This window comes from Pseudomonas sp. NPDC007930 (assembly GCF_042958985.1).
In the GTDB taxonomy this organism is placed as follows: Bacteria; Pseudomonadota; Gammaproteobacteria; order Pseudomonadales; family Pseudomonadaceae; genus Aquipseudomonas.
Window position 1 is genome coordinate 360,166 of sequence record NZ_JBIBKC010000002.1, and the last position, 12,768, is coordinate 372,933.

Annotated in this window: 16 protein-coding genes; 2 read left to right on the top strand and 14 right to left on the bottom strand. The window is 62.3% G+C overall.

Features of this window, described 5'->3' with window-relative positions:
- Positions 1-41: 41 nt before the first annotated feature.
- Complete coding sequence (locus tag ACFZCE_RS06105) at positions 42-584, bottom strand: YaeQ family protein (protein ID WP_390937013.1); 543 nt, start codon at positions 582-584, stop codon at positions 42-44.
- Positions 585-743: 159 nt separating this feature from the next.
- Between ACFZCE_RS06105 and ACFZCE_RS06110 the strand changes: the two genes are divergently transcribed.
- On the top strand, positions 744-1,631 hold the full coding sequence (locus ACFZCE_RS06110; protein ID WP_390937015.1) for a TIGR02285 family protein: 888 nt from the start codon (positions 744-746) through the stop codon (positions 1,629-1,631).
- A gap of 191 nt (positions 1,632-1,822) precedes the next feature.
- Here ACFZCE_RS06110 and ACFZCE_RS06115 read toward each other — a convergent pair whose 3' ends face one another.
- The 6 genes from ACFZCE_RS06115 to xerD all read right to left on the bottom strand — a co-directional run bounded on the left by ACFZCE_RS06115 (position 1,823) and on the right by xerD (position 7,380).
- Complete coding sequence (locus ACFZCE_RS06115) at positions 1,823-2,113, bottom strand: DUF3509 domain-containing protein (RefSeq protein ID WP_390937017.1); 291 nt, start codon at positions 2,111-2,113, stop codon at positions 1,823-1,825.
- A gap of 130 nt (positions 2,114-2,243) precedes the next feature.
- A complete protein-coding gene (locus tag ACFZCE_RS06120; protein WP_390937018.1) occupies positions 2,244-2,630 on the bottom strand; it encodes a response regulator in 387 nt (128 codons plus the stop codon).
- Positions 2,631-2,747: 117 nt separating this feature from the next.
- Positions 2,748-4,157, bottom strand: a complete 1,410-nt coding sequence (gene thrC, locus ACFZCE_RS06125) for a threonine synthase (RefSeq protein ID WP_390937020.1) — start codon at positions 4,155-4,157, stop codon at positions 2,748-2,750.
- A 98-nt stretch (positions 4,158-4,255) separates the two neighbouring features.
- Entirely contained in the window at positions 4,256-5,560 is a 1,305-nt protein-coding gene (locus ACFZCE_RS06130; RefSeq protein ID WP_390937022.1) for a homoserine dehydrogenase, read from the bottom strand.
- 79 nt (positions 5,561-5,639) lie between these two features.
- Positions 5,640-6,374, bottom strand: a complete 735-nt coding sequence (gene dsbC / locus ACFZCE_RS06135) for a bifunctional protein-disulfide isomerase/oxidoreductase DsbC (protein WP_390937024.1) — start codon at positions 6,372-6,374, stop codon at positions 5,640-5,642.
- Positions 6,375-6,483: 109 nt separating this feature from the next.
- Positions 6,484-7,380, bottom strand: coding sequence for a site-specific tyrosine recombinase XerD (xerD, locus tag ACFZCE_RS06140; RefSeq protein ID WP_390937026.1), 897 nt, complete (start codon positions 7,378-7,380; stop codon positions 6,484-6,486).
- An 84-nt stretch (positions 7,381-7,464) separates the two neighbouring features.
- Between xerD and ACFZCE_RS06145 the strand changes: the two genes are divergently transcribed.
- Positions 7,465-7,779 carry a YceK/YidQ family lipoprotein gene (locus ACFZCE_RS06145; protein ID WP_390937028.1) on the top strand — a complete coding sequence of 105 codons (315 nt, stop codon included), beginning with the start codon at positions 7,465-7,467 and terminating at the stop codon, positions 7,777-7,779.
- A gap of 4 nt (positions 7,780-7,783) precedes the next feature.
- On the opposite strand, the gene ACFZCE_RS06150 is transcribed toward ACFZCE_RS06145, so the two are convergent.
- The 7 genes from ACFZCE_RS06150 to ffh all read right to left on the bottom strand — a co-directional run bounded on the left by ACFZCE_RS06150 (position 7,784) and on the right by ffh (position 12,690).
- Positions 7,784-8,635 (bottom strand): hypothetical protein, encoded by an 852-nt coding sequence (locus tag ACFZCE_RS06150; protein WP_390937030.1) that lies wholly within the window; start codon positions 8,633-8,635, stop codon positions 7,784-7,786.
- 86 nt (positions 8,636-8,721) lie between these two features.
- A complete protein-coding gene (locus tag ACFZCE_RS06155; RefSeq protein ID WP_390937032.1) occupies positions 8,722-9,126 on the bottom strand; it encodes a hotdog domain-containing protein in 405 nt (134 codons plus the stop codon).
- A 68-nt stretch (positions 9,127-9,194) separates the two neighbouring features.
- Complete coding sequence (rplS, locus tag ACFZCE_RS06160; RefSeq protein ID WP_390937034.1) at positions 9,195-9,545, bottom strand: 50S ribosomal protein L19; 351 nt, start codon at positions 9,543-9,545, stop codon at positions 9,195-9,197.
- A 42-nt stretch (positions 9,546-9,587) separates the two neighbouring features.
- Positions 9,588-10,340, bottom strand: coding sequence for a tRNA (guanosine(37)-N1)-methyltransferase TrmD (gene trmD, locus ACFZCE_RS06165; RefSeq protein WP_390937036.1), 753 nt, complete (start codon positions 10,338-10,340; stop codon positions 9,588-9,590).
- Between the two features lie 3 nt (positions 10,341-10,343).
- Positions 10,344-10,880 carry a ribosome maturation factor RimM gene (gene rimM / locus ACFZCE_RS06170; RefSeq protein WP_390937038.1) on the bottom strand — a complete coding sequence of 179 codons (537 nt, stop codon included), beginning with the start codon at positions 10,878-10,880 and terminating at the stop codon, positions 10,344-10,346.
- Positions 10,881-10,885: 5 nt separating this feature from the next.
- A complete protein-coding gene (rpsP, locus tag ACFZCE_RS06175; RefSeq protein ID WP_390937040.1) occupies positions 10,886-11,137 on the bottom strand; it encodes a 30S ribosomal protein S16 in 252 nt (83 codons plus the stop codon).
- 173 nt (positions 11,138-11,310) lie between these two features.
- Positions 11,311-12,690, bottom strand: a complete 1,380-nt coding sequence (gene ffh, locus ACFZCE_RS06180; protein ID WP_390937042.1) for a signal recognition particle protein — start codon at positions 12,688-12,690, stop codon at positions 11,311-11,313.
- Between the last annotated feature and the right edge of the window lie 78 nt (positions 12,691-12,768).

Consider the following 12,768-nt stretch of genomic DNA (forward strand, 5'->3'; position numbering starts at 1 on the left):
GGCGGTCATCAAATGTACGAAAAAAGACGCGCCACCATGCCTTACCCGCGTTCGCCGAGCAACCATTCCAGCTGAACTTCGTGCTGGCCGCGATCATCGGTCACGAACACGGTGCCGTCGCTGATCATCACGTCCCACTTGATGGTGCGCGGCAGGTCCTGGCCGAGGATTTCCAGTGATTCCGGGGCAATGGCGACGATGTTGACGTTCTTCAGCGCGCGCGCTGGGTCTGCCACCTTGCCCTGCCACACGCGCAGGCTGCCGTAGGCCAGCAGGCTGGTGCGCTCGGTGCGGCGCGAGCACCAGGTCAGGCGGTCGAGGTCGGGCTGGCCCACTTCGATCCAGTGCAGCACGCGGCCGTCGAGGCTTTTTTCCCACAGCGCGGGTTCGTCTACGTCACTCAAGCCGCGGCCGAAGCTCAGTTGCTCGTTGTACCAGAGGGCGTAGGCGAGCAGGCGCACGGCCAGGCGTTCTTCGGTTTCCGACGGGTGGCGGGCGATGGTGCTGCGCACGCTTTCGTACACCCCACGGTCGATGTCGGTCAGGTTGAGTTCGAACTTGTAGGGTGTGGAGGGCTGGGCCATGGTGCGCTTCTGTCGCTCGGATAAAGCGCACAGTCTACCGTAAGCGCTGGCTTGCGTCGCACCGGGGCCGCTGTGGTAAAAGGGTGGCCATGCAATCGGGCCAGCTGGCCGGTAGTGCCTGCCTTCGGGGCGGGCCGGTTTGGAGGCTGCGGTAATACGATGAAAAGTTCACGGTTAGGCCCGCTGGCCGCGCTGTTGCTGGCCCTGCTGCCCGGGCCGGCGGCGCAGGCGCAGCCGACCCTCACCTGGCTGATGCGCGAGTTCCCCCCGCTGACGATCTTCGAAGGCCCGCTCAAGGGCCAGGGCGCGGTGGACCAGATGCTCACCCGCTTGATCCGGGCGATGCCGGAGTACCGCCACGTGCTGCTGCGGGTGAACCGCGCGCGCAGCCTGCAGATGCTCAAGGAGCCCGGGCTGTACTGCGACCCTACCCTGCTCTGGACGCCCGAGCGGGCCACCTACGCGGCGTATTCGATGCGCGCCTTTGCCACCTTGAGCAATGGGCTGATCGTGCGCGCGCAGGATGTACCACGGCTGCAGCCCTATACCATCGACGGCGCGGTCGACCTCAATGCCTTGCTCGCCAGTGGCACGGTGCAACTGGGCATGGTGCCAGGGCGCAGCTATGGCGAGGCGATCGACCCGCTGCTGGCCCAGGCGCCGGAGGCGGCGCTGGTGCCGCACTACGGCAACGACGCCACCACCAGCCTGCTGCAAATGGAGCTGGCCGGGCGGATACAGGCGTTTCTGGGCTACTGGACCGAAGTGCGCTACCTGGCCGCGCAACAGGGCATCGGCACCGGCGAGCTGCGCTTTATGCCGGTGTATGGCGACAGCCACTACAAGTTCACCTACCTGGCCTGCTCCAACTCACCCGCCGGGCAGGCCGCGGTGCAGGCGATCAACCAGCAGCTGCGTACGCTGAGGCTGAGCACCCTGCCGGGGTTGTATGCGGCGTGGCTCGATGAGGGCCAGCGGGCCACCTACCTGCGCGATGCGCAGCGGTTTTTTGAGCAGCAAGACCCCCAACCGGCGGCCGGGCCGTGAGTGTGGCCTGAGGGCGGTTGAATCCGGGCAAAAAGAAACCCCGTACGGTGGGGAGCCCGTACGGGGTCAATCAGAGTCCCGACCTTCGGGACCTGCAGGGCAGGCCAGCGTCACCGGAGCACAATGCCGCCTCCTGCCCATACTTGATACGAACCCCGCCGCGGGGGAAGGTTCCGAAAACCCCGAACCGTTCAGCGCACGTTGGCCAGCAACGCCGTGGCCGAGGTGGCGCCCCGCAGGGCGGCGATCATCGACGGCTCCAGGCGCCCTTCGGCAATCAGCAAATCGCGGTGCAGGCCGTCTACCACGTCGGTCAGCGAGCGGGTGTCGGCCAGTTGAATGAGGTGAAACTCACGGGCCAGTACCGTGGAGCCTAATGAGTCGGTGATGGCGAGCAGCGCGTGATCCCTGCGGTCCGAAGGCTCCAGGCTGACGCTATAGGGGGCCAGGGCTTCGTTGAGCAATTGCCTGATGTTTTCCATTGATCACCCTCGTATGCATTAAGCAGAAGACTGCTAATCAATGACCGCCCGCCGAGTGTGAAAGTTCGATGACCCCGGGGCGATGGGCGGCCCTGCTGCCAGCATGGAAGCTGAATGTGACCAACAGGTGTCAGGCCACCCGCGGCGGGTTCACCCACTGCCGGTAATGCGCCAGCAGCGCGTGCAGGCGGTGCACGGCGCCGTTCCACGGCAGGTGGCCGAGCACCCACAAGCCATCTTGCCGGGCCTGCAGTTCCAGCTCGGTGGCCGGCCCCTCGCCGCGCAGCAACAGCGCGCAGCCAGGCTGGCGCACGCTGAATTCGTCGATCATGGGTAGGTCAAGGCGGCTGTCGAGCACGGCGATGTCGAGCGCCGGGCGGCGCCGCAGGGTACTGCGCAGGCTGGGCAGGTTGTCGGCCACATGGACCTTGTACACGCCACAGGCATTCAGCGCCTGGTGCAGGGTCAGCAGTTGGCCAGGGTGGCGGTCGACAACGAGGATTTCAAGCGAGTGCATGGCGCACCTCTCATGGCAGGCACCGGGAAGGCCTGCACAGTAGAGGGGCGCCACGGCAGCGCCTATAGGACTTTTCCGAAACTGCTGTATGAAAAGTCCGAAGCGCCGGGCGGGTGCTTACAACGGTTTGCCGCGGTTACCGTGTTCGGCCACGAACGCCTGCACGGCGGCCAGGTCGTTCGGCAGCACGCTGCAGCGCTCGGGGCGCTGGAACAGGTCTTCGAGGTGCGCCGGCAGCGCCAGGGCCTTGCCCACGCCCGCCTGCTCCACCGCATCCGGGAACTTGACCGGGTGCGCGGTGCCCAGCACCACCATCGGCGTGTCGAGGCTGCGGCGGCACTCGCGGGCGGCCTTGACGCCGATCGCGGTGTGCGGGTCGAGCACCTCGCCGGTGCTGGCGAACACCTCGGCGATGGTCTGGCAGGTTTGCTCATCGTTGACCGCCAGCGAATCGAACAGCTTGCGCGCTTCGGTCCAGCGGTCTTCTTCAACGCTGAAGCCGCCGCCCAGCTTGAAGCTGGCCATCAGTTGGGCAATGGCCTCGCCGTTGCGCCCGTGCAGGTCGAACAGCAGGCGCTCGAAGTTCGACGAGACCATGATGTCCATCGACGGCGACAGGGTGGCGTGGAGGGTTTCCTTCACGTACTGGTTGCCGCTCATGAAGCGGTGGAGGATGTCGTTGCGGTTGGTCGCGACGATCAGTTGGCTGATCGGCAGGCCCATGTTGCGCGCCAGGTAACCGGCGAAAATATCGCCGAAGTTGCCGGTCGGCACCGAGAACGCCACCGAACGCGCCGGGCCGCCAAGCTGCAGCGAGGCATGGAAGTAGTAGACGATCTGGGCCATGATCCGCGCCCAGTTGATCGAGTTGACCGCCACCAGCCGGGTGCCCTTGAGGAAGCCCTGCTCGGCGAAGCTGGCCTTGACCATTTCCTGGCAGTCGTCGAAGTTGCCTTCGATGGCGATGTTATGGATGTTCTCGCCGAAAATGGTCGTCATCTGCCGGCGCTGCACTTCAGACACACGCTGGTGCGGGTGCAGGATGAAAATATCGACGTTGTCGCAACGGCGGCAGCCTTCGATGGCCGCCGAGCCGGTGTCACCGCTGGTGGCGCCGATGATCACCACGCGCTCGTTGCGCTTGGCCAGCACGTAGTCGAGCAGGCGCCCGAGCAACTGCAGGGCGAAGTCCTTGAACGCCAGGGTGGGGCCGTGGAACAGCTCCATCACCCATTCGTTGCCCGCCAGTTGGCGCAGCGGCGCCACCGAGGCGTGGGCAAAGGTGCCGTAGGTGTCTTGGAGAATCTGCTTGAAGTCGGCGTCTGGGATGCTGCCGGTGACGAACGGGCGCATTACCCGGAACGCCAGCTCGTGGTAAGGCAGCCCGGCCCAGGAGGCGATTTCTTCCTGGGTGAAGCGCGGGAGGTTTTCCGGCACGTAAAGGCCGCCGTCACTGGCAAGGCCAGCCAGCAACACATCTTCGAAATTCAGGGCCGGGGCTTTGCCGCGGGTGCTGATGTAGCGCATTTTTGAATCCTTTGGTTGCGGCGAGCCAGCCGATCGGGGCAGAAATGGCTCGCTGCGAGCTGCACGTTGAAAAGCCAAACCAGGCTTGCGCCTGCCTTTTATCCCAAATGCTCGACGCGAATGCGTACGACCTTGCCTTCGACGCCACCCAGCGCTTCAAGCGCGGTGATCGCGTCGTTGATGCGCTGCTCGACCACGCGGTGGGTCAGCAGGATCATCGGTACCAGGCCGTCGTGCTCCTCGGCTTCCTTCTGCATGATCGACTCGATGTTGATGCCACGCTCGGAGAGGATGCTCGCCACCTGGGCCAGCACGCCGGGGTGGTCCTTGGCCTGGATGCGCAGGTAGTAGGCGCTTTCGCAGGCATCGATCGGCAGGATCGGATGGGCCGACAGCGAGTCGGGCTGGAACGCCAGGTGTGGCACACGGTTGCCCGGGTCGCTGGTCATCGCCCGGACCACGTCGACCACGTCGGCCACCACCGCCGACGCGGTCGGCTCCATGCCGGCGCCGGCGCCGTAGTAAAGGGTAGAGCCCACGGCGTCGCCGTTGACCATCACTGCGTTCATCACCCCGTTGACGTTGGCCAGCAGGCGGTCAGCCGGGATCAGCGTAGGGTGCACGCGCAGCTCGATGCCGGCGGCGGTGCTGCGCGCCACGCCCAGGTGCTTGATGCGGTAGCCCAGCGCTTCGGCGTAGTTCACGTCGGCGGTGGTGAGCTGGGTGATGCCTTCGGTGTAGGCCTTGTCGAACTGCAGCGGGATGCCAAAGGCGATGGACGCCAGGATGGTCAGCTTGTGCGCCGCGTCGATGCCTTCGACGTCGAAGGTGGGGTCTACCTCGGCGTAACCCAGCGCCTGGGCTTCGGCCAGTACGTCGGGGAAGGTGCGGCCCTTCTCGCGCATTTCGGTGAGGATGAAGTTGCCGGTGCCGTTGATGATCCCGGCCACCCAGTTGATGCGGTTGGCCGAGAGGCCTTCGCGGATGGCCTTGATCACCGGGATACCGCCGGCCACGGCGGCTTCGAAGGCAACGATCACGCCTTTTTCCCGGGCGCGGGCGAAGATTTCGTTACCGTGCACGGCGATCAGCGCCTTGTTCGCGGTGACCACGTGCTTGCCGTTGTCGATGGCCTTGAGCACCAGCTCACGGGCCACGGTGTAGCCACCGATCAGCTCGATGACGATGTCGATCTCGGGGTTGCTGGCCACCGCGAACACGTCGGCGGTGGTCGCGGTACCGGTCAGGTCGCAGTGCGGGTTCTGCGAACGCAGGGCGATTTGGGCGACCTCAATACCGCGCCCGGCACGGCGGGCAATCTCCTCGGCGTTACGCTTGAGTACATTGAAGGTGCCGCCACCGACGGTACCTAACCCACAGATGCCTACTTTGACCGGTTTCACTCTGAACTCCCCATGAAACGGCCGGCGCTGTGCCGGCCGCGAAAACCGCCGCCCCCTCGGGCAGCGTTTGTTGAATCGATTAGCCCTTGGCGTCGAGCGCCAGCTTGGCGACCTGCGCGGCCGGCTGGTAGCCCGGAATGATCTGGCCGTCTTGCAGCACGATCGCCGGGGTGCCGTTCACGCCGATCTGCTGGCCCAGGGCGAACTGTTTGCTGACCGGGTTGGCGCATTTGGCCGCGGCCACGTCCTTGCCTTCGATCAGCTTGGACAGCGAGGCGGGGCGGTCCTTGGAGCACCAGACCGCCTGCAGTTGTTCATCGCCCGGCGAGTTCAGGCCCTGGCGCGGGAAGGCCAGGTAGCGCACTTCGATGCCCATGGCGTTGAGCTTGGGCACTTCGGCGTGCAGCTTCTGGCAGTACGGGCAGGTGGTGTCGGTGAACACGGTGATGTACGACTTCGCCTCACCCTTGGCCGGGAACACGACCATTTCGCCCTGCGGGATGCCGTTGATCAGCTTGGCCACGCCGGCGCGTTCGGTGCGCTCGGTGAGGTTCACCGGCTTGCCGTCCTTGAGCTGGTAGAGGTAACCCTGCATCACGTACTGGCCGTCAGCGCTGGCGTAGAGCACGCGGCCACCTTGCAGGTGCACTTCGTACAGGCCGTTCAGCGGGCTGCTGCCGATGCTTTCGACGGGGACGTCCAGTTGCAGGCTGGCCAGGGTTTTGCGGATGGCCTGTTCGGCGGCATCGTCGGCGACGGCAAAGGTGCTGGCCAGCGCCAGGGCGGCGGCGGCAAAAAGGCGGGTCACGCGCATGGGAACTCCTGAAGCAGCGGACAGATCGGCCAAGGCTGGCCGCCGTAACGGCCAGCCGGGCATTTCAAGCGTGCAAGCCTACCACATAAGGCCCGCACCGCCGACTGCCTCAACCACGCGGGTGATGACGGGCATGCAGCTCTTGCAGGCGCGCGCGGGCGACGTGGGTGTAGATCTGCGTGGTGGAGAGGTCACTGTGCCCCAGCAGCATCTGCACCGAGCGCAAATCGGCGCCGTGGTTGAGCAAATGGGTGGCGAAGGCGTGGCGCAAGGTGTGCGGCGACAGGCTTTTGTCGATGCCGGCCACCACCGCATGGTGCTTGATCCGGTGCCAGAAGGTTTGCCGGGTCATTTCCTCGCCACGCAGGCTGGGAAACACCACGTCGCTGGGGCGCTCGCCGAGCAGCTCGGCGCGGCCATGGCGGCTGTAGCGCTCAAGCCAATTGAGGGCCTCTTCACCCATCGGCACCAGGCGCTCCTTGCCGCCTTTGCCCATCACCCGCAACACGCCCTGGCGGGTGTTGATTTCATCCAGGCGCAACCCCACCAGCTCGGACACCCGCAGGCCGCAGGCGTACAGTACCTCAAGCATGGCGCGGTCGCGCAGGCCAAGTGCGGTGGCGGTGTCGGGGGCCTGCAACAGCGCTTCGACGTCTGCCTCAGACAGCGATTTGGGCAGCGGCTTGCCCAGGCGCGGCATGTCGACCTCGAGGGTGGGGTCCTGGCTGATGAGGTTTTCCCGCAGCAGGTAGCGGTAAAACCCCCGCGCGCCCGAGAGAAACCGCGCGGTCGAGCGCGGCTTGTAGGCGTTGTCGACGCGCCAGGCGAGGTGGTCGAGCAAGGCGTCGCGGCCGGCCTCGGGCAACTGCAGGTGGCGTTCGCTGAGCCAGCCGTTGAACAGCGCCAGGTCACTGCGGTAGGCGCTGCGGCTGTTGTCGGAGAGGCCTTTTTCCAGCCAGAGGGCGTCGAGGAATTGGTCGATCAGGGGGTGGTCGAGGGCAGGCATCTTGAAACAGCTAGAAAAGTTATAGGATTTTACACCAGAGGGAGAGTATTCCTATTCTGCGCTTCTTGCTACTGGAGCGGGCACATGAAAACACTATTACCCACTATTGGCGCATTGATGCTATCCGGATGCGGAAGCGCGCTTTCAATGAGAGAGGATCACTCCGTGCAAAACGATCTCACCAAGGCCAAAACGAACTGCAGCTTCATTCCGAAAATTTACAGCGGCGTCGCTTACGACTTCTGCCACATCAACGCTTCATCAGCAGGTAATGACACCAGCGGTGCAATGTTACAGCTCGTGCTTATTGACACCGCCTTTTCCGGAGCCATTGATACCGTACTGCTGCCCTATGGCGTATACCGCCAAGTGACCGAGGGCAGCATCCGACTGGATTAGCTACTTATATCCAGCCCTTCTCCTGAAGCGTTTTCCAAATACTTGAAATTGGAATTTCATAAGGTTCACCCACATTGAGCGTGGGCTTTCTTACCAAGTGAATCCCAAATCGGGCCCAAACAGGAAGATTGTAAACTATAGATAACCTGCCATCCTCATGTACTTGGCCAAACGCCTGCGTGTTTCCAGCGGTATCAGTGGCCCAGACTTGAGTGTTTCCTGCGTAAAGAACAAAATTGCCATCACTCTGCATGACTGCAAAATCTGCTCCAGAGCCTTCAGTGTTGCTTGCCCAAACGACCCGGCCAGCAGCGTCGTAGCCGACTAGGTTCTGATCAGGCAGCAATGCCAACCTTGCGCCTCCAGCTTCTAGCGTGGCCCCTCGCTCCAGTTGAAAGCCTGGAGTAATTAAATGGCGAACAGGGGTGGTTGAAAACTCCCATAGTGACATCCCCGCTGACCACAGAGGCCGGGGTTCAATCACCACGATGTTTCCGTCATCCTGCAGTTGAAGATAAGCGCGCTGTCTAGCCGAATGATAATCTCCTTGAAAGCTATCGTAGCCAACCGAACTCCACTGTTGGCTCCAGCAAGGTTGATTCACCATCAGATAATACGACATATGAACAGCATGTTCCAAACTGACCTTTTTAAATTTATAAATACGACCAAACGCTTGGTTCTTGTCTGCAAACCAAAATGGCACCCCCTCATCTAGCAACACAAGTTGACAATCATCTTGATATTGAAGCCGATATTTTCTCGAGGGGGATTCGAGATACTGCCCTGGGAGCATCTTGGTCATCGGCGGTAGAATCGAAACACCCACATCAGCCAAAACAGAAAACTCACTCATCGGTCAATCCCTTTCGATACAGGCCGAAATTAGCCTGCCTCGAATTGAATCAAGCTTCCTGAGTAATACGCGATAAATAGATATTTTTATAACGGCAACACCGGCACCGGCCGCTTCTGCTCATCGATGGCGACAAAACTGAACACCCCTTCGATGGCCTTTTCCCGCTCCTCGCTGTACATCTTCTCGACGAACACCTCGACCCGCACTTTCAGGCTGGTATTGCCCACCTTCACCACGGTGCCCACCAGCTCGACGATGCTGCCGGCCGGGATCGGGTGGTTGAAGTCGATGCGGTCGGTAGACACCGTGACCAGCGGCAGCCGGCAGAAGCGCGTGGCGGCGATGAACGAGACTTCGTCCATCCAGGCCAGGGCGGTGCCGCCGAAGAGGGTGTTGTGGTGGTTGACGGTGCCGGGGAACACGGCTTTGGTCACGCGGCTGATGGACAACGCCGCGCGGCGCTGGATTTCCTGTTCGCGAGTGGGCATGGGTTTCCTTGGGTAAATTTCGAACAAAAAAAAGCAGCCCGAAGGCTGCTTCTTTTAGCGGCGTGCAATCAGGACAGTTTTTCCTTGATGCGCGCGGCTTTACCGGACAGATCACGCAGGTAGTACAGCTTGGCCTTACGCACGTCACCACGACGTTTCACGGACAGGCTGTCGATGGTCGGGCTGTAGGTCTGGAAGGTACGCTCTACGCCGACACCGTTGGAGATCTTGCGCACGGTGAATGCACTGTTGACGCCACGGTTACGCTTACCGATAACGACACCCTCGAAGGCCTGCAGACGGCTGCGGTCGCCTTCTTTCACTTTTACTTGCACGATGACGGTGTCACCGGGGGCAAAAGCGGGGATTTCTTTGGTCATCTGCTCTGCTTCGAGGGCGAGGATGATTTTGTTGGTCATGCTGTGCTCCTAAGGCAAACCGCCAGGTTTACCATCGATACGTTAACTATCGTCCCGCGGGCGGAGGTATTCCGCCAGCAGCTTTTGCTCTTCTCCAGAAAGCGAGCGACCTTCCAGAAGATCGGGCCGCCGTTCGTGCGTCCTACCAAGGGACTGCATCAAACGCCAACGCCGGATATGTGCATGATTGCCACTAAGCAACACGTCGGGTACACGGCGTTGCGCATACACCTCAGGCCGGGTGTAGTGCGGGCAATCGAGCAAGCCGTCCGTAAACGAGTCTTCCTCTGCCGAGCCTGCATGCCCTAAAGCTCCGGGCAGCAACCGCGTAACCGCATCGACCAGGACCATCGCCGCCAGCTCACCGCCAGACAGCACGTAATCCCCAATCGACCACTCTTCATCGACATGCGCTTCAATGAACCGCTCGTCGATGCCTTCGTAACGCCCGGCGATGAGAATCAATGATTCAGCCTTCGCCAGTTCCTTCACGGCCGCCTGGGTAAGCGGGCGACCTTGCGGGGACAGGTAAATCACCTTCGCCGCTTCCCCTGCCGCCTGCCTGGCATCAACCAGAGCGTCTTCCAGGGGCTTGACCTTCATTACCATGCCTGGGCCACCGCCAAAGGGCCGGTCATCCACTGTGTGGTGCCGATCCGTGGTGTAGCTTCGCGGGTTCCAGCAGGTCAGTTGCAGCAACCCCTGCTTGACCGCGCGGCTGGTAATGCCGTGGTCGGTGATGGCCGAGAACATCTCGGGGAACAGTGTGATGACATCTACGCGCAGGTTAGCCATTGCCTAGAAGTCCGCATCCCACTCCACCCGCATTTCGCCAGCGGCCAGGTCAATGTTGAGCACGCAGTCGTCCGTGTAGGGCAACAAGCGCTCGCGATCATCCAGGCTGCCCGCGCAGGGCTTGATCACCATCACGTCGTTTGCGCCAGTCTCCAGCAGGTGATCAATGGTACCCAGCAATTCGCCGGGGGTATTGATGACCTTGAGGCCTTGAAGCTGATACCAGTAGTAGTCATCTTCGGCCAATGCGGGGAGCAGGCTGCGCTCGACGCAGATTTCGTAACCAGCGAGAAGCCGGGCTTCTTCGCGGTCATCGAGACCTTTCAACTTTGCGACCAGCACCTTGTTCTGAGAACGGCCGCTGATCAGTACTGCCTGTTTCACGTCACCTTCGTGCCGAAGCGTCCAGTGCTTGTAGTGGAGCAGGTTGTCTATTGGGTCGGTAAAGGAGTAAACCTTGACCTCACCACGAACGCCGTGAACCGAGACGATCTTGCCGATGACGATCAGATCACCCGCAGAAGCTGGCGTTGCGTTCATACTGCTCAGGCAGCAGCCTTGGCAGCGTCTTTCAGCAGTTGAGCAACACGCTCAGACGGCTGCGCGCCATTGGCCAGCCAGTAGCTTACGCGCTCCTGGTTGACGGACAGGCGAACTTCACCACCGGTGGCAACCGGGTTGAAGAAGCCAACGCGCTCGTTGAAGCGACCGTCGCGCGCATTGCGGCTGTCGGTCACGGTCAGGTGGTAGAACGGGCGCTTTTTGGAGCCGCCACGTGCAAGACGAATGGTCAACATGTGTACGTGATTCCTGTTGTCGGTGCTGCAAATTAAAGGCACAGCGAGCACATAGGTGCCCGAAAGGCCGCATATTCTCAGGGAATATGTGGACTTTTGCAATTGCCTTTTTCCAAATGGCCGACGGGCCGGCACCCACCAGGGGCCGGCCCATCAACCGGTGTACGTGAAGGTCAGATCCGCGGCATGCCGCCGCCACCGGGCATCATGCCGCCCAGGCCGCGCATCATCTTGGCCATGCCGCCCTTGGTGGAGAATTTCTTCATCATTTTTTGCATCTGCTTGTGCTGCTTGATCAGCCGGCCGACGTCTTGCACCTGGGTGCCAGAGCCCATCGCGATGCGGCGCTTGCGCGAGCCGCTGATCACGTCGGGGTCGCGGCGCTCGGCCGGGGTCATCGAGTCGATGATCGCTTCCATCTGCTTGAACTGCTTCTCGGCGGCGTTCTGCGCGTTGCCCATCTGCGACAGGTTGACCCCACCGATGCTCGGCAGTTTGTCCATCAGGCCGCCCAGGCCGCCCATGCTCTTCATTTGCACGAGTTGGTCGCGGAAGTCTTCGAGGTCGAATCCCTTGCCCTTCTTGAGCTTCTTGGCGAGCTTCTCGGCCTTGTCCTTGTCGAGTTTCTGCTCGGCCTGTTCGATCAGGCTGAGCATGTCGCCCATGCCCAGGATGCGCGAGGCGATGCGGTCGGGGTAGAACGGCTCAAGCGCTTCGCTCTTCTCGCCCATGCCGATGAACTTGATCGGCTTGCCGGTGATGTGCCGCACCGACAGCGCGGCACCGCCACGGGCGTCGCCGTCGACCTTGGTCAGCACCACGCCGGTCAGTGGCAGCGCGTCGCCAAAGGCCTTGGCGGTGTTGGCGGCGTCCTGGCCGGTCATGGCGTCGACCACGAACAGCGTTTCGACCGGCTTGACAGCGGCGTGCAGGGCCTGGATCTCGGCCATCATCTCGGCGTCGATGTGCAGGCGGCCGGCGGTGTCGAGGATGACCACGTCGATGAACTTGAGCTTGGCTTCGCGAATCGCCGCTTCGGCGATGTCCACCGGCTTTTGGGTGATGTCGGACGGGAAGAAGGTCACGCCGACATCATTGGCCAGGGTTTCGAGCTGCTTGATCGCCGCCGGGCGGTAGACGTCTGCCGAGACCACCATGACGGTTTTTTTGCGGCGCTCCTTGAGGAAGCGCGCCAGCTTGCCGGCGGTGGTGGTCTTGCCCGCGCCCTGCAGGCCGGCCATCAATACCACGGCCGGCGGCGCGGCGTTCAGGGCGAGGTCTTCGTTGGCCGCGCCCATCACCGATTCGAGTTCGGCCTGGACGATTTTCACGAACGCCTGGCCTGGGGTCAGGCTGCGCGACACTTCAGTGCCGACCGCGCGTTCCTTGATGGCGTTGACGAACTCCTTGACCACCGGCAGGGCGACGTCTGCCTCGAGCAGCGCCATGCGCACCTCGCGCAGGGTGTCCTTGATGTTGTCTTCGCTGAGCTTGGCCTTGCCGGTAACGTGGCGGAGCGTCTGTGACAGGCGCTCTGAGAGATTCTCAAACATGCGGGATCCTTTGCAGGCGGCGCGCCGTGCGGGCAGCCATGCACATAATGCTTCGAGCCGATGGCGGAAAATGGCCGC